General features: G+C 70.1%; 13 protein-coding genes. 2 read left to right on the top strand and 11 right to left on the bottom strand.

The genetic code is table 11. The features are described 5' to 3' along the window. Positions 1-203: 203 nt before the first annotated feature. Positions 204-758 (top strand): hypothetical protein, encoded by a 555-nt coding sequence (locus tag FHW12_RS20870; protein WP_182533007.1) that lies wholly within the window; start codon positions 204-206, stop codon positions 756-758. A gap of 15 nt (positions 759-773) precedes the next feature. Here the strand turns inward: FHW12_RS20870 and FHW12_RS20865 are convergent, their stop codons facing one another. Together FHW12_RS20865 and FHW12_RS20860 are read right to left on the bottom strand one after the other, a co-directional pair. Then, positions 774-2,264 (bottom strand): PLP-dependent aminotransferase family protein, encoded by a 1,491-nt coding sequence (locus tag FHW12_RS20865; RefSeq protein WP_182533006.1) that lies wholly within the window; start codon positions 2,262-2,264, stop codon positions 774-776. An 85-nt stretch (positions 2,265-2,349) separates the two neighbouring features. Further along, complete coding sequence (locus tag FHW12_RS20860; protein WP_182533005.1) at positions 2,350-2,862, bottom strand: hypothetical protein; 513 nt, start codon at positions 2,860-2,862, stop codon at positions 2,350-2,352. Between the two features lie 156 nt (positions 2,863-3,018). Here FHW12_RS20860 and FHW12_RS20855 point away from each other — a divergent pair, with 156 nt between their 5' ends. Beyond that, on the top strand, positions 3,019-3,684 hold the full coding sequence (locus FHW12_RS20855) for a TetR/AcrR family transcriptional regulator (protein ID WP_220484594.1): 666 nt from the start codon (positions 3,019-3,021) through the stop codon (positions 3,682-3,684). A 7-nt stretch (positions 3,685-3,691) separates the two neighbouring features. On the opposite strand, the gene FHW12_RS20850 is transcribed toward FHW12_RS20855, so the two are convergent. The 9 genes from FHW12_RS20850 to FHW12_RS20810 all read right to left on the bottom strand — a co-directional run bounded on the left by FHW12_RS20850 (position 3,692) and on the right by FHW12_RS20810 (position 15,486). Further along, positions 3,692-4,444, bottom strand: coding sequence for a serine aminopeptidase domain-containing protein (locus tag FHW12_RS20850; protein ID WP_182533004.1), 753 nt, complete (start codon positions 4,442-4,444; stop codon positions 3,692-3,694). A gap of 137 nt (positions 4,445-4,581) precedes the next feature. Continuing rightward, on the bottom strand, positions 4,582-4,833 hold the full coding sequence (locus FHW12_RS20845; protein WP_182533003.1) for a hypothetical protein: 252 nt from the start codon (positions 4,831-4,833) through the stop codon (positions 4,582-4,584). Between the two features lie 120 nt (positions 4,834-4,953). After that, entirely contained in the window at positions 4,954-6,918 is a 1,965-nt protein-coding gene (locus tag FHW12_RS20840; RefSeq protein ID WP_220484593.1) for a DUF4157 domain-containing protein, read from the bottom strand. 105 nt (positions 6,919-7,023) lie between these two features. Beyond that, positions 7,024-7,995 (bottom strand): hypothetical protein, encoded by a 972-nt coding sequence (locus FHW12_RS20835; RefSeq protein ID WP_182533002.1) that lies wholly within the window; start codon positions 7,993-7,995, stop codon positions 7,024-7,026. Positions 7,996-8,032: 37 nt separating this feature from the next. Next, positions 8,033-10,222, bottom strand: a complete 2,190-nt coding sequence (locus FHW12_RS20830; RefSeq protein WP_182533001.1) for an eCIS core domain-containing protein — start codon at positions 10,220-10,222, stop codon at positions 8,033-8,035. Positions 10,223-10,224: 2 nt separating this feature from the next. Continuing rightward, complete coding sequence (locus FHW12_RS20825; protein WP_182533000.1) at positions 10,225-10,557, bottom strand: hypothetical protein; 333 nt, start codon at positions 10,555-10,557, stop codon at positions 10,225-10,227. Between the two features lies 1 nt (position 10,558). After that, positions 10,559-12,085 carry a DUF4157 domain-containing protein gene (locus FHW12_RS20820; RefSeq protein ID WP_259393197.1) on the bottom strand — a complete coding sequence of 509 codons (1,527 nt, stop codon included), beginning with the start codon at positions 12,083-12,085 and terminating at the stop codon, positions 10,559-10,561. Continuing rightward, positions 12,082-13,764: a DUF4157 domain-containing protein gene (locus tag FHW12_RS20815; RefSeq protein WP_310735316.1), complete on the bottom strand. Its 1,683-nt coding sequence runs from the start codon at positions 13,762-13,764 to the stop codon at positions 12,082-12,084. Before FHW12_RS20815 ends, FHW12_RS20820 begins: the two co-directional genes overlap by 4 nt. A gap of 48 nt (positions 13,765-13,812) precedes the next feature. Continuing rightward, the gene (locus tag FHW12_RS20810) at positions 13,813-15,486 is read right to left on the bottom strand and encodes a DUF6519 domain-containing protein (RefSeq protein WP_182532999.1); all 1,674 of its coding nucleotides are present in this window, start codon (positions 15,484-15,486) and stop codon (positions 13,813-13,815) included.

Here is a 15,486-nt window from a genome sequence, read left to right as displayed (position 1 = left end):
GCCAATCGGCAGGAATCTGCGTGGTCCACCCTGGCGCGACGGGCGCGCCGCTCCGGAGCGGCCTCGCACGCGCGGCACCTCCGCGAAGTGACCCGCGACTTTTCCGGAAGGTGGTCCTTCGCGTCGCGCGCGCGATCGCAACAATGACCTTCGATGCGTCGTTCCTGGCGCACGTTCACATCAACCCATCCAGGTATCCATCGATGATCCTTCCTGCGAACGCACGCACGTCACTCGCCGTGTCGACGGCCATATTCCTTGCGGCCGCCGCGCCGTCGCGCGCCGCGGAGCATGACGGCCAGCATGACTTCGACTTCAACTTCGGCACGTGGAAGACGCACGTTTCGCGCCTCGTGCATCCGCTGGCGGATTCGAAGACGTGGACCGAGTACGACGGCACGTCGGTCGTCCGCACGGTGTGGAACGGGCGCGCGAGCCTGTTCGAACTCGACGTGCAAGGCCCGGCCGGCCACATCGAAGGCGTCGGCCTCCGCCTCTACAACCCGCAGTCGCACCAGTGGAACCTCAACTGGACGAACAGCAGCGTGGGCATGCTCGACGGCGCGATGATCGGCGAGTTCAAGGACGGGCGCGGGCTGTTCTACAGCGCGGAGAACTTCGAAGGGCGGAACATCCTCGTGCGCAACGGCTTCTCCGACATCACGCCGGATTCGTCGCGCTTCGAGCAGGCGTTCTCCGCGGACGGCGGCAAGACGTGGGAGACCAACTGGATCATGACGCAGACGCGGCAGAAGTGACCCGCGCGGGCGTTGCTAGCGCGCGCGCAGCACGCGACGCAACGCGTGCAGGCCCTGCTCGATGCCGTCGAGGTCGACCGCGCCGTAGCCGAACACGAGGCCTTCGGACGCGGGCGCGCCGAAGAAGTAGCGCTCGAACGCGTGCAGGTGCACGTTCGATTCGAGCAGGTGCGCGGTCACCCGCTCCAGCGGGCCGGACCGCGTCGAGAACGCCGCGACGTGCATGCCGTAGTGCGATGCGATCGGCGACAGCTCGTCCGCGAAGTCCGCGCGGAGGATTTCGCGCAGGCGGTCGCGTCGCTGGCGATGCACGTCGCGCAGCTTGCGCACGTGCTGCGTCAGGTGCCCCTCGGCGATGAAGCGGGCCACGGCCATCTGCGTGAGCGTCGGGCAATGCCAGTCGAGGCCGTTCTTCGCCAGGGTCAGCGCGGGCATCGCCCACGCGGGCGCGACGACGAAGCCGAGGCGCAGCGCGGGGAACATGCACTTGGAGAAGGTGCCGACGTAGAACACGTCGTCGGCGGTCGCGGCCGAATGCAGCGCCTGCAGCGGCGAGCCGTCATGGCGGAACTCGCCGTCGTAGTCGTCCTCGACGACGACGGCGCCGCGCGTGCGCGCGAACGCGAGCAGCGCCGCGCGCCGCTGCGCGGACAGCGACACGCCCAGCGGGAACTGGTGCGACGGGCAGACGCAGACGATGCGCGCGTCGTCCGGCAACGCGTCGACGACGAGGCCTTGCGAGTCCACCGGTATCGGCACGATGTTCGCGCCCGCGGCGAGCCACGCCGCGCGCATCGGCGGGTAGCCGGGATCCTCGATCGCGACGGTCGTCTCGCCCGGCGTCACGAGCACGCGCGCGAGCAGGTCGAACGCCTGTTGCGCGCCGGCGGTCACGAGCACATCGTCGGGCTCGCAGGCGACCGCGCGCGACACGCCGATGTGCGTCGCGATCGCTGCGCGCAGCGGATAGTGACCCTGGTTGCCCTGCGGGCTCTTGAACGCGGGCGGCTTCGATTCCATCCGCCGCAGTTGCGCGGCGCTGACGCGGCGGAACACGTCGAACGGGAACAGGCGCGGATCGACCAGCGCGGGGCGGAAGTCGATCGATGCGCTCGCGCGCGGCGCAGGCGTCCGCCGACGGTCGTTCCAGAAGTCGAGTGCGCGCGACAGCTCGGGTCGCGACCATAGCGGATTCAGGCGCGGATCGGGCGTTCGCCGTGACGGCGCGCGTTCGCGCGGCGGCCTCTTCCGCTTCGGCAACACGTACGTGCCGGAACCGCGCCGCGATTCGACCAGGCCTTCGAGCGCGAGCTTCGCGTACGCGCGCGCAGCGGTGTTGCGCGACACGCCGAAGAACAGCGCCGACTGCCGCTCCACCGGAAGCTTCGCCGCGGCGACCAGCCGGCCGTCGAGGATCGCCGCGCGCAACTGCGCGTAGATGGATTCCGCCGACTGGCGGCTTCCCTTCGGCGGTGGGGTGAGGACGATTTCGAACAGGTTGCCCACGCGCTGCACGGTGCCGGCGACGATCGCCTCGATCGGGCGCCATGTTCGGATGCACGCGGTGGCAAGTCCATAGCCCGGTACCGCTTCAGGCTCCCGCGTGCGTTTGCGCTGGGCGCGTCGCCGGTCGCACGAGCAGCACGAAGGCTGCGACGTGCGTGATCGCGAGCAGCGGCACGTAGAGGATCGGAATGACGTACGCCGCGCCGAGCTCACCGGCGACCGCGGGCAGATCGGCATGAACTGCGTGGAAGTAGTCGACGAGGAGATCGACCGTGCCCACGACGTTGAAGGCGACGACGAGCGGCAGGAACACCGCGCGCGCCCGGAAGGCGAGCAGCGCCAGAAGAGCCAGCACGCCGGTCGCGAGATCGCCGTACGCCGCGAACGACGTGAAGTGCGCCGGCAGGCCCATGCCGACGACACCCGGAACGATGAACACGAGTCCGAAGAAGCGGAAGCTGTGCAGGGTCGCGATCACGCGTTGTGCATCTACGGGATCGATCGACCGCAGCCATGGCCAGAGGTAGGTGCGAAAACAGAGGAACCAGGCGACGTAGCCCAGGACGAGATGGAGACTGAAGATGTTGGCCGGGGACATGGTCGACTCCCGTGAGTGGCGCTGCCGCAGTCGACGGCGCCCTGGATGCGCATGGCTTGCAAGCCTGTCCGGGCGCATCCGAACCGGTCTGGTACCGACCGGTACCAGCGGAATCATGCTACGGTACCGCCCGGTACCAGCGCAAGGAAAGTTTTCGTGAAGACGCCGACGGAAGTCGTGCCCGACCCGCCCTCCGCGCGCGAGCGCGTCCTGCGCGCGGCAATGGAGACGTTCATGGAACTCGGCTACGCCGAGGCGAGCACGTTGAAGATCGCCACGCGGGCGCGCGTGTCCAAGCGCGAGCTCTACGCCCTGTTCGACAACAAGCAGGCGATGCTCGCCGCCTGCATCGCCGACCGCGCGGGACGCGTGCCGCTGCCCGCGCGGCTGCCGCCGCCGAGCAGTCGCGAGGAATTCGTGGCGATGCTGTCGACGCTCGGCGCGACGATCCTGCGCGAAGTCGGCGACCCCGGCGTGATGGCCGTGTTCCGCCTCGCGATCACCGAATCGCAGCGCGCACCCGAAGTCGCTTCGACGCTCGAGACCGCGCGCCAGCTCGTCCGCAAGGCTGTGCGCGACCTCGTCGCGCAAGGCCAAGCCGCCGGCGTGCTCGCCGCCGGCGACGCCAGCGAGATGGCCGCGTGCTACCTCGCGCTGCTCTGGGGCGACCTGATGGTGAGCCTGCTGCTGCGCGCGCGCGAGGCGCCGCGGGCGAAGGAGATCGATCGGCGGGTTGGAATCGCCGTGCGCGATTTCCTTCGACTCTGTTCGGAGGAGGAGCAGCCGGTGTCGCGGCGTCGCCGGGCGGTCACGGCGGGCTGAGGCTGGATCACGACCGGTCATTGTCGCTTGTTCCTTGATCGCTGCGATCAAGCCCCACTCCCTCCGACGCTCCGTTCTCCTCGATGGCGAGGCGGGAGGCGAACCTGGAAACGGCTTCGGCGCATGCCTCCGGCGCCGCTTGCAGCAGCAAGTGAGGGCCGGAAATTTCCTCGCCTTCGGCTCGAGGGATCGATGCGACGATGCGAGCGCCCGCAGCCGCGGAGAGCAATCGGTCCCCGCTCGCCCGGAGATACAGCACCGGCATCGAGATCGCGCCCAGGCGCGATGACGCATCGACCCTCAGGGCGTTCGCCGCCCTGGAGCGAAGCACCGCAGGCTCGACCGATCGAAGGGAACGTTGCAACGCCGATTGCAGTCGCGGCGTAGCCCAACGACCAAGAAGCCACCACGACAGCAGCGCCCGCGGCAGCATCCGAACCGGCGCAAGACGCGCAAGCGATGCGAGGGGCGACAGCCAAGGCAAAGGACTTCGGGAGAACGTCGTCGAGAGAACCAGGCCGATCAGACCGGGTGGGCGGCTCGCTGCGATCGCAAGTGCAATGGGGCCGGAGAATGACTGCCCGAGAAGGATGTAGGGCTCGTTCGGCAAGAGGTCTCGAACAAACGCCTCAAGCTCGCCGTAGTCGAGGATTCGATCCGGCGGATATGAAATCGCGACGACGGATTCGAACCTCGATCGCGCGACCTCGACGAACGCGTCCGACGGGACCGCCGATCCATCCAGACCGGGAAGGACCACGAGTGCAGCCCCGTATCGGCGAGCCGGTGGCGCGGAAGCGGCGCTCGACCTCACGCCGACAACGCCTTGCCATCAAGGACGAAAGAGTCGGTGGGCGCAAACCACGAGCCCATGAATGAGTCTGGACGACGATGCATTCACGTTTCGCTCCGTTCAGGGCCCGGCGCAGGCGGCGCGCGCCGCGAGCTCCACCGCTCGAAGGCTGCTGCGACGGCGGTCGAAAACAGGACGCCGACTACGATGATCGCGAAGATCCCATGGGACGTCGCGATCAAGCTTCCGATCGCGCTGTCCGGATAGACGACCCCCGCAATGAGCGCGGCGAGCATCACAAGGACGAGGCCGATGGCCTGGATCACTTGACCGGTGGTGGCGGGCTGCTGGCTCATCGCGCCGTGCGCCGACTCATCGACGAGGAACGGCCATCCTACGCCAACATCGGCATGCGTCGCGCACAAGCGGACGATGCCCGGCAGGCGCTATCCATCGGAGCACACCGGACGGACTTGTCACCGTCTCCTGTAGGCATCCAGATGCTCGCCCCCCGCGATCTGCTGGCGCGACCAGCGCTGCCCGGGCGCCTTGCCGCCGCCCGCGAAGATCGGCAGGGAGAACACCATCATCACGTGGTCCCAGTTGGGGACGTACTTGGGGCATTCCTTCTTGAGGCGCGCGCGTTCCTTCTGCAGGTCCTTGTCGAGCGTGGAGCCGACCGACGAGTTGGTGCTGGAGTCGAGCAGTTCGTAGTTGTCGAACTGGTCGAGCGCCTCGTTGCCGAGCAGGCCGCCGAGTTGCAGCTCGATGATGTGGTCGACGTCCATCTGCTTCTTCGAACCGTCGGGTGCCCAATCGGGCTTCAGCACGCGCTTGCGCTGCCTGGCGATGCAGTCCTTGTCCTTGCCGCATTTCGCGTCCTTCGTGAGCATGTCCATGCCGCGCTGGAACACGCTCTTCGTCATGAGCCCGGTGTCGGGGTCCATCGCCTTCAGCCATTTGTTGACCTGGTCGGACTCGCGTTCGTAGGCGGTGGTGCGCAGGCGGTTGATGATCTCCGTGGGGTACGCGGCGAGGCGCGAGCCGAGCACGTCGGACCGGTAACGACCGTAGTGCGGTCGCTTGGCTTCCGGCAGCGTGAGGTGCGGTTCGCACGGGTTGCGACCCTTGCGGCGCTGGTCGGTGTCGACCTGGAAATCGGCGTCGACGGCGATCTTCGGCTGGGGCTTCGGATCGGCGGCGGTCTTCGGCTTGCGGCCGAGGCGACGGTTGCGTTTCTCGATGCCGCGCTTGAATGCTTCGATGCGCTTGCTGCCGTCCGGGTCGAGGCCTTGCATGTCGAGGTAGCCGGGATTGGAGCCGATGAACGATACCGGCGTGCCCTGGTTCGGCTTGCGCCCGAGATCGCCGAACACGAATTTCAGGTAGGCGCTCGCGGCGTCGTCGCGGTCGATGTGCTCGACCGTCCACTCGATCGCATCGAGCACGTGGAAGATGCGTGGCCGGTACTCGACCACGTTGTAGTCCGCATCCGCGGAGCGTTGCGTCGGCCCGGTCGTGATGAAGCCCGGTGGATCGCCGCCGGACTCGAGCACGACGATGACGTCGGCTTCGAGCCGGGCGAGGCGGCTCCAGGCCTGCATCTGCTTGTCGCGGTAGTCGAACGCGGCCGCCCAGTTGGTGTGCGCGCCGCGGTCGTGGAACGCGACCGGCGGCGCGTTCGGCATCACGCCGGCTTCGCGTTCGCGGTTGAACGCTTCCTGCTCGGCCGCACTCGGCATCTGCGGCAACGAGTCGATCTCGAGTTCGATCATCGGTTCGGCTTCCTCGGCGTCGCGCGCGATGACGCCGTCGGCGGCGGCCGCGCCGCCCTGCTGCACGACGTGGGTGAGTTCGTGCGCGAGCAGGCGCCGCCCGCCTGGGGTCGCCGGCGCGAACTGGCCCGCGCCGAACACGATGTGGCTGCCGAACGTATACGCGCGCGCGTTGACGCCGCGCGCCGCGAGCGCGGCTTCGCCGTCGGCATGCACGCGCACGTCGCTGAAATCGTGGCCGAGGCGCGGTTCGTAGAACGCGCGCAGGGCGGGCGACAGCGGCGAGCCGCCGCTGCTCGCGGTGCGAGCGGCCGCGGGCGTATCGAGCGCAGCCGCGGGCGCGTGTGCCGCGGGCTTGCGCTGGATCGCGGGCTTGCCTTCGTCTTCGCACGCGGCGCACTTGCGCTGCACGCCGGTGCCCGCGCGCGCGATCGGCTCGGGTGCGGCGTCGCGCATGATGCGATCGGCTACCGCATCGGCTTCGCGCTCGGCTGCGTCGGCGGGATGGCTGACCGCGGGCTTGCGTTGCGCGCGTGCGGGGACCGCCGCAAGGTCGAAGCCGGGCGCGGTGGATGCCGAAGCCGCAGCGGGGGGCCTGTCGTGCGCGCGCGCCGGCGACGACGTGCCGGGCGTCGGGGAACGGGCCTTGTCGACGGCTGTGAACACGAGGCACCTCCATGGCTGGGTCTGCACCGCATCGCGTCGGCGCGAAGGCGGGTGCGACGCTACGGAGAACGCCATCGGGAGTGCAATCAGGACGAGCGCGCGGCCTCAGCCCGCGAAGACGCTGGCCGCGAGGATGTCGTCGCCGTGCACGAGCACGAAGCGATCGCCGATCCATCCGCCGGCCTCGACGCGGCCGACGGGTTGCGGCAACTCGAACGCGCGCTGCGCGATGAAGACGCGCGCGGATGCCCCGTCCGCGGGAACGATGCCGTGCACGGCGGGCTTCGCGGGCCAGCGCGTGCCGACGAACACGGCGTGGCCGCCGTCGAACGCGCCCAGGCGATCGATCTTCGTTGCGGCCACGGTCCGCGCGGGTCCGAGCGGCGTGAGCTTCGCATCGAAGCGCGAGACGACGAGGTGCGCGTCATCGCATCCGGCGAGCGCGATGCCATCGCCGTCGCGCGCCAAGGCGATCGGCCCGTTGCAAGCGTCGCTGACCTCGCGCTGCGCGACGACCGCGCCGCCGACGATGCGCAGGAGCGTCGCGCGCGGCGGCATGCCGGCGAGGCGCGCGACGACGAGCCCGTCGTCGATCGCCGTCGCGGCGAGCCGCAGCGTCGTATCGGCGAGCGGCATGCGCTGCACCGGCGTCGCACCGTCCGCGTCGACGTCGCACCACGCGAGCACGCTGGCGTCACCGCGCTCCTCCTCCCACGCGACCGTTGCGCGATCGCCGTACGCGCGCACGATCGGCGCGTGCAGCAGTGGCGACGCGGCGTCGAGCGCGTGGCGCCAGCGCTCGCGGCCGTCCGCATCGAGCGCGGCGACGACGAGGCGGCCGTCGTCGACGTCGCCGACGAGCACGAGACCGTCGCCGGTCGCGGCGGCATCGACGACCGCGAACGCGACATCGTGCGAGTACGCGCTCGCGCGACCCGAAGCGTCGATCGACGCATGCGTGCTGCGCGCGCCGTCGACGACGAACAAGTGCAGCCGGCCGTCGAACGCCGCCGCGCAGGTGCCGTCGCCGCCACCGAACGGCAGCTCGACCGTCGCGAGCAGCGCTTCGCTGCTCATCCTGCGTCTCCTGTCGGCGTGCGATGCGTGCCCATGGTCAGAGGCGCTCCGGCGTCTTGCTGCGATCGAACGCGAACAGCGCGTACGCGTTCGCCTTCGCCGCGCTCGCATCCTTGCTCGCGCGCACCATCGCCTCGATGAGCAGGCGCGCGCGCGCCTGCGGCGACGACTTCGCCCAGAAGTCGTCGCCGACGTCGACGTTCGGCTGCACGACGGCCTTGCCGCCGGGCACGTCCGGTTTCGACGTGCCCCAAGCCGTGTCCTTCGCCGGCGCCGCCTTGGCGAACGCGACCGGCTGGTTGAAGGTGTTGATACCGAAGCGCTCGAAGTGATCCTCGAGCGCGGCGACCTTGGTCTGGTCGGCGAAGGTCGGCTTGAGCGCGGCGTCGGTGAGGCCGAAATGCGTGTGCAGCGAGCCCTGCACTTCCTTGAGGTTCGGCCCGTTGAGCGTCTTCGAACCGGCGATCGCGTCCTGGATGCCGCCGTAGAGGAACTGCAGGTCCTGGTAGGCCCAGATGCACCACTTCTCCGCGAGTGCGGCGGCTTCGCCGATCGTGTCCTTGTCGTCGACGTCGACGCCGCCGATCTTGTGCTTGCCGAGTCCGCTGAATGTGTCCTTGGGCACGTCGTCGGCGAACTTGCCGATCGAGGTGAGGTCGCGCACGAGCGTGGTGTAGCTGTCGGTGTTCTTGAACGCGTGCGTCTCGTCGAGGAAGTTGATGATGCGATCGCTCGCGTAGCCGAGGTCTTGGCTCTGGATCGTCGGCACGCCGTGCGTCGCCTCGTGCATGACGAGGCCGGCCTGCGCCTGCGGGTCGCGACCGTCGAAGCCTGCGCACAACACGATCTTCGTGCGGTTCGGGTCCCAGTAGGCGGGGTTGGCGCAATCGGGGTCGCACTCGTTGTGGCATTCGGTGATCGCGGGCAGGTTCTTGAGGAACGCGTCGATCTCGCCGAGCTTGGTGCGCACCTTGTCCGCGTTGGACGGCTTCGCGAAATGCGTCTTGACGACGGCGAGCGTGGCCGCGTCCGGCGTGCCCTTGGCGACGTCCTTCTTGAGCTTGTCGCGCGACTTGGCGATCGCGTCGCGCGCGGCCTTCACCGCGGCGCGGAACGGCGCGCTGCGCTTGACGCCCTTGCACGACACCGCCATGTCCGCCAGCTTCGGCGACACCGGGCACTTGCTCTTCGTCGCCTTCTTGCCTTTCGGCACGATCTCGACGATGCGCGCGTTGGCGTAGTCGAGCTGCGCGGTCACGCCGACCACGGTGACGTGGATGGTCGCCGCCGGATGGCCGAGCGCGACGAGCGCAGCCTTCGCCGCAGTCGCGCGCTTGCCCGCGGTGCCCGCCGCCTCCTCCTCGCTCTGGTGCGCGTTGAGCGTGACCTCGTCGCTCTTGAACGGCGCGAGCTTCTTGTCCTCGTCGCTGTCGATCGTGTCGCTGTTCTTGTCGAAGTGGATGCGCGTCGTGTGCCCGGCCGCGCTGCCGGGCTTGCCGACGATGTCGAAGTCGCTGCCGGCCGCGGTACTCGGCGCGGGCGGCGCGCGCTGCACGGTACCGGCCGCGGTAGTCGTGGTCGCGCGGCGCGTGCCGCCCTGCTGCACGACGTGGGTGAGTTCGTGCGCGAGCAGGTGGCGGCCCGAACTCGTCGCCGGCGCGTACTGGCCCGCGCCGAACACGATGTCGCGGCCGAGCGTGTAGGCGCGCGCCTGCACGCCGCGCGCGGCCTGCGCCGCGTCGCCGTCGGTGTGCACGCGCACCTGGCTGAAGTCATGGCCGAATCGCGGTTCGAAGTACGCGCGCAGGTCGTGCGACAGCGGTCGACCGCCGTGCCGCGCCGCATGCGCGGCGACATCGGTATCGAGCGTCGCATCGTTGGCCGTCGGCGCATCGTGCTTGGCGTGCAGCTTCTTCTTCTCGTCGTCCTCGCAGGCAGCGCACTTCCGCTGCACCGCCGGCGGCGTCACGCCGATCGCCTGCGGATCGGCCATGCGCAGCACGCGGTCGGCGACCGCGTCGGCTTCGCGCTCGAAGGCGTCGCCGGGCGTGCTGATCGCGGGCTTGCGCTGCATCGGCGCGGCGCGCGCGGGCACGCGCGCAAGATCGAACCCGTGCGCGGTCGCCGTCGTCGGCGCGCCGGGCAGGCGCGGTCGCGTCGCCGCATCGCGCGCGGCCGGTTCCGCCGCGGCCGCTGTGGCGCTGCTCGATCGTGCGCTCGCGTGCATGCTCACGGCTCCAGCGCTTCGTTCGCACGCGCGATGCGACGGGCCCAGTAGCGCACACGCGCATTGCTGCTGTCGCAATAGGCTCGTGCTCGTTCGCGCGCTGCCGCCGGATCGATGTGCGCAGCGAGACGCAGGGCCCAGATGAGGTAGCCGTCTTCGGCCTCGAGCGCGTCGAGCAATGCGCGATCGACCTCCCCGGCGAGCGTGCCGAGCTCGCGCTCGACCATCGCGTGGTCGGGTACGGCCGCCGGCGCGGTGCGCTCGGCCAGCGTGTGTTCGACCTGCTCGTGCCAGGCGATCGCGTCGAGGCGCCGGGTCAGCTCGTCGAGGCGCATGTCAGTGTCCGGTCATGCCGATGCGCGCTTCCTCGCGCGCCTTCGGATCTTCGGTGGCGGATGCCGCGGCCTTCACCGCGACCGGCGGATCGACTTCCTTGCAGTGGTCCTGCGCGTCGTACTGCTTGAGCGTGGTCTTCGCCGCGTTGAGCACGCCGAGCGCGCGATCGTGGTTCCACACGACCTGCTGCGGCAACGCCGTGCCTTCGGCGTACGGATCGAAGGCGGAGCGCGCCGGCACGCTCGAACCCGGCAGGCCTTCGACGCCCTTGTACATCGGCCCTTCGATGAGGTCGAAGCCCTGGTCCGGCGGCGGATCGACGCGCGGGTGGCGCCACGCCATATGCGCGGTGTCGTAGCCCGGCTTCGCCTCGCGCCCGCGCCCGGTGCCGCTGACGAAGTCGAGCCAATCCTTCTGCCGCGCGGCGTAGTCGGCCTGCTTGGTCGAGGTGAGGCCGAACGTCTTGCGACTGCTGAACAGCTTCTTGTACGCATCGGCCTCGACGTCGAAGCGGATCACGCCCGCATAGCGCACCTTCGGCGTCAGCTTCTGGCACAGGCGGCAACCTTCCCAGCGCGCGCGTTCGGACGCCTTGCCCATGTCCGCGTCGTGATGGGTGTAGAAGCCCTGGCCGAAGTCGCCGCCGCCGAGCGGCTTGACGTTGCCGGGAATCGTCTGCGCGATCGCCCAGGTGGTACCGTGGAAGAACGGCAGCGGCGGAAGTCCCTGCGGCGGCGACACGCCCGGTGCGGGCGCCGGCGTCGGCGCGGGAGGTTTCGGATCGCGACAACGCGGATCGTCGAACGTCTTCGGCTTCGCACGAGGCTTCGACGCCAGGTCGAAGCACATGCCCTTCAACGGCCACGGCGCGAGCGCGAGGCAGGCGAGCAGCGCATCGTCCGACTCGAGCGGCGGCTCCTGCGCCGCCTGGCGCTGCACGGCCGATGGCGCGCGCGCGATCGACGGTGCCGCACGTGCGTGCGGGTGCAAGCTCGCAGCACCCTGCTGCACGACGTGGGTCAACTCGTGCGCGAGCAGGTGCCGGCCCGCGTGCGTCGACGGCGCGTACTCGCCGCGACCGAACACGATGTCGCTGCCGTAGGTGTACGCGCGTGCCTGCACCGCGCGCGTCGCGCTGTCGTCGGTGTGCACGCGCACGCGGCTGAAGTCGCGGCCGAAGCGCGGCTCGAAGTACGCACGCACCTCCGATGCGAGCGGTTCGCCGCCGTGCGCTGCGGCGTGCGCGGCGGCCGTCGTGTCGAGCGCGGCATCGCCGCCCGCCGCGCGACGCTGCATGCGCTTGCGCGCGTCGTCCTCGCAGGCGGCGCACGTGCGTTGCACGGTTGGTGACGTCGCGCCTGACACGGGCGCATCGGCCATGCGCAGCACGCGATCGGCGACCGCATCGGCTTCGCGCTCGAAGGCGTCGCCGGGCGTGCTGATCGACGGCTTGCGCTGGATCGGCGGCGGCACGCACGCGGATGCGACCGGCGCGTTCGGCTTGTGCGCATGCGCGTGCATCGTCATGGCCAGGCCGTGTCGGACAGCAGCTTGTGGCATTCGTTGGTGCCCTTGCCGCCGGCCTTGAGCGCCTTCACCACGGCGGGGAACTCGGGATCGACGTGCACGGGCGTCGCTGGCGGCGCCTTGCCGACCGGACTGACCAGGCCGGCCGGCCTGAACGCCATGCGCAGGTCGACGATCGGGCTCGCACCGCTGCCGCCGTCGGTGGATGGTTGCACGCGGTCGAGTGTTTCCTCCGGCCCCTTCGGCGTCGTCTTCACCTTCGTCGTGAGTGCCTTCACGCCCGTCTTGAGTTCCGCCTGCACCTTGCTCGCGCGCGATCCGCTCACGCTCGGCTTCTTGTCCTTGGCATCGCGCAAGCCGACCGCGTCGACGAACAGGTTCGCGTTGCCGTTCATGAAATCCACCGCGGCCTTGATCTGCGCCGCGAACGGCGCCGGATCGTCGGCGTCGGCACCGAACGGACCGATCGAGAACACGCGCAGTGATTCGCCGCGATGCGAGCCGCCGCCGGCGAGTCCGCGATCGCCGGGGAAACCCACTTCCTTGCCGAGCGCATCCTGCACGCGCACGGTCGGATCGTGCACGTCGCTGAATGCGCGATCGGGCGTCGAGGCGAGGCTCGACGGGTGCGCCTTGATCTGCATGAGCGCCGCGTGTCCGCACAGCTCGTGGCCGAACGCTTCCTCCGGCGCTTGCGCCTTCACGGTCTGGGTCGGTCCCGAGGTCCAGTAGCGCAGGTCCGGCGCGGCCGCGCCCGACGTCGGCGTCATGCGCACTTCGCGTTTGGCCGAATCGGTGGTCGGCGCTTCGTTGATCGACACGACCACGCGCCAGGTATCCGGCGCGGCGGTCAGCGTGCACAGGCAGCAGCAGCCGAGCTTCTGCTTGCCCTTGGCGATCGCGCCGAACTTGAAGCTCGCGCAATCGCTGCCCTTCTTCGGCGTGACGAGGCCGCCCTTGGCGACCTCGAAGTCGGGACAGAGCTTGCCGATCAGCGCGTCGATCGTCGCCGACGCGGTCTTCGGGTCGTCCGACGCCTTCTCGTCGACGAGCAGCTTGCGCTGCAGGCTCGCGCCGCGCGAACCCTGCTGCACGACGTGCGCGAGTTCGTGCGCGATCAGGTGCCGCCCGGCCGTGCTCGAAGGCGCGTAGCGGCCGCCGCCGAACACGATGTGATGGCCGAACGTGTAGGCCTGCGCGCCGACGTCGCGCGCCGCATGCGCGGCTTCCGCGTCCGTGTGCACGCGCACGTGGCTGAAATCGTGGCCGAAGCGCGGTTCGTAGTAGCCGCGCAACGCGTCCGGCAAGGGTGCGCCGCCGCGGCTCGCGACGCGCGCGGCCGTCGCGGTGTCCGCATCGGCGGACGCCGGCGCGGCGGACTCGCGGCGCGCGTGGATCCTGCGCTCGTCGTCCTGGCAGGCGGTGCACTTGCGCTGCAGCGGCGGCGCGGATGCGGGCGTCATCGCCGGCGCGTCGGCCATGCGCATCACGCGGTCGGCGGCGACGTCGGCTTCGCGCTCGAGTGCGTCGCCGGGTTCGCTCAACGCGGGCTTGCGTTGCACCGACACCGACGCGGGCACGATGCTGAGATCGAATCCACGCGTCGACGGCGAGGCGATCGTCGCGTGCGCGTGCGACGCCGCACGCGCGCGAGCGGCGCAGGCGAGCGATGAATCCACCGATCGCTTCGTCTCGCCGGCCGCCGTGCGCTGCGCGTGCATGCGTCGCTAGCCGTGGCCGTGCGGGGACTTCGACGGCGCCTTCTTCACGGGCGCCTTCTTCACCGGCGCCTTCTTCACCGGTGCGGTCTTCGTGGGCGGCTTCGCCGGCGACGCGACCGCATCGACGACGGGATCGAACGCGACCGCGTGCTCGAGGCAGATCGGCACGTGACGGCAGCAGCATTCGCGCCACAGGCCTTCCGCATCCGCGCCGCCGAGCACGGCGACGTGATGCAGGCCACTCGCGCGACGTGCGACGCCGGGCAGGTCCGGGTCCGGCGCGGCCGGGTCGGTCGGCCAGTCGATCGAGCCGTTGCCGGCAACGCGCGCGGGAATCACCCAGTAGTCACCGGTCGCGTAGAAGCCGCCGGTCTCGAACGCGACCTGGATGCCGCACTCGAGGTCGATCGCCTTGCCTTCGACGACGTCGACGGCGCCGGCCACGCCGAGGTCCTCGCGCTGGTCCCAGCGGCGCAGGAACGGATGCTGGCTGCCCGACACGAGGTAGGGCTGCACGTTCTTCGGCACGCGCACGGTGACGGCGCGATGCACCGCGTCGACCGCCGTGACCTGCAGCAGCGCCCACGCGCGCTGGCCGAGCGTGTAGTCGTCGTCGACGAGTTCGACCCAATCGTCGTTGCGCAAGCCGAGGCGTTCGTCGCGACCGAGGTGCGCGAGTTCGATCGTCATCGACGCGCTGCCGTCCGCCGCCGCCTCGCCAGGCGTGCCTTGCGTGACGATCGGGAACAGCACCGAACCGTTCTCGCGCGACCACTTGAACGTCGCCGTGCCCGCGGCGCCGCCGGCATGGATCTCGACGCGATAGAGCTGGTTCTCGCAGCCGCGGTAGCGCGCGTCGGCGGCGATCACGCACGGATCCTCGTCGGACTCGGCCGGCTTGATCTGCGCACGCAGTTGCGGGCACGCGTAACGCGCGCGCGCGTCGAGGCACCAGCGCAGGCGCGCGCAACTGTCGTCCGATGCGGTCGGCGGATTGCCGCCGAGCTTGCCGAACGCCGCGTGCAGCCCGCCCTTGACGAGCTTGTCGATCTCGGCGCCGACCTTGCCGAGCTGCGCGGCCTCGGCCGACTGTGGATCGGCCGCGTCCGCGCGCGCCTTGATCGCGGCCTCGAGGTCGAGCAGCCATGCCTTCGCGCGCTCCTCGGTCCACGCGCGCACCTGCCACACGACCTGCGCGCGCGAGGCGGTGTCGATGCCGCCGAGCGCGCCGTCGAGCAGCGCCGGCTCCTCGACCGCGCTCAGGTGACGCTCCCACACGTCGAGCCAGAGCGCGTACGGCGCGTCGAGTTGCTCGAAGCCGGACTTCGCGCTGCCTGGATCGTGGTCGGGCGTCGGCGCGTACGGTTGCGCCGCGAGCGCGCACGGCCGGTCGTTCTCGCAGGCGATGCCGTCGACGTAGAAGCGCCCGTGCGACAGCCGCCAGGCCGGTGTCGGTACGGTCTTGTTCGGATTCTTCGGATCGCTGGTGTCGATGCGAAAGCCGTCGCCGGCGGCCCAGCACGGGCCCATGAGGTCGACCGTGAGGGCGCGCAACGCATGCAGCATGAGCGCGCCCTGCTCGTTCCAGTCCGCCTCGAGCAGCACGCGTCCCTGCTGCTGCAGCACCTGGCTGTAGTGCCGGGTGCGGTCGAATGTCACGCGCGCGAAATCGCCTTTCAT

The sequence above is a fragment of the Dokdonella fugitiva genome (assembly GCF_014138265.1).
In the GTDB taxonomy this organism is placed as follows: Bacteria; Pseudomonadota; Gammaproteobacteria; order Xanthomonadales; family Rhodanobacteraceae; genus Dokdonella_A; species Dokdonella_A fugitiva_A.
This window is presented reverse-complemented; position numbering and strand designations above follow the sequence as displayed.

Excerpts from the sequence above, each read along its gene's own strand:
- FHW12_RS20825 (WP_182533000.1), bottom strand. The coding sequence starts at position 10,557 with ATGCGCCTCGACGAGCTGACCCGGCGCCTCGACGCGATCGCCTGGCAC.
- FHW12_RS20835 (WP_182533002.1), bottom strand. The coding sequence starts at position 7,995 with ATGAGCAGCGAAGCGCTGCTCGCGACGGTCGAGCTGCCGTTCGGTGGC.
- FHW12_RS20810 (WP_182532999.1), bottom strand. The coding sequence starts at position 15,486 with ATGAAAGGCGATTTCGCGCGCGTGACATTCGACCGCACCCGGCACTAC.
- FHW12_RS20870 (WP_182533007.1), top strand. The coding sequence starts at position 204 with ATGATCCTTCCTGCGAACGCACGCACGTCACTCGCCGTGTCGACGGCC.
- FHW12_RS20845 (WP_182533003.1), bottom strand. The coding sequence starts at position 4,833 with ATGAGCCAGCAGCCCGCCACCACCGGTCAAGTGATCCAGGCCATCGGC.
- FHW12_RS20830 (WP_182533001.1), bottom strand. The coding sequence starts at position 10,222 with ATGCACGCGAGCGCACGATCGAGCAGCGCCACAGCGGCCGCGGCGGAA.
- FHW12_RS20820 (WP_259393197.1), bottom strand. The coding sequence starts at position 12,085 with ATGACGATGCACGCGCATGCGCACAAGCCGAACGCGCCGGTCGCATCC.
- FHW12_RS20860 (WP_182533005.1), bottom strand. The coding sequence starts at position 2,862 with ATGTCCCCGGCCAACATCTTCAGTCTCCATCTCGTCCTGGGCTACGTC.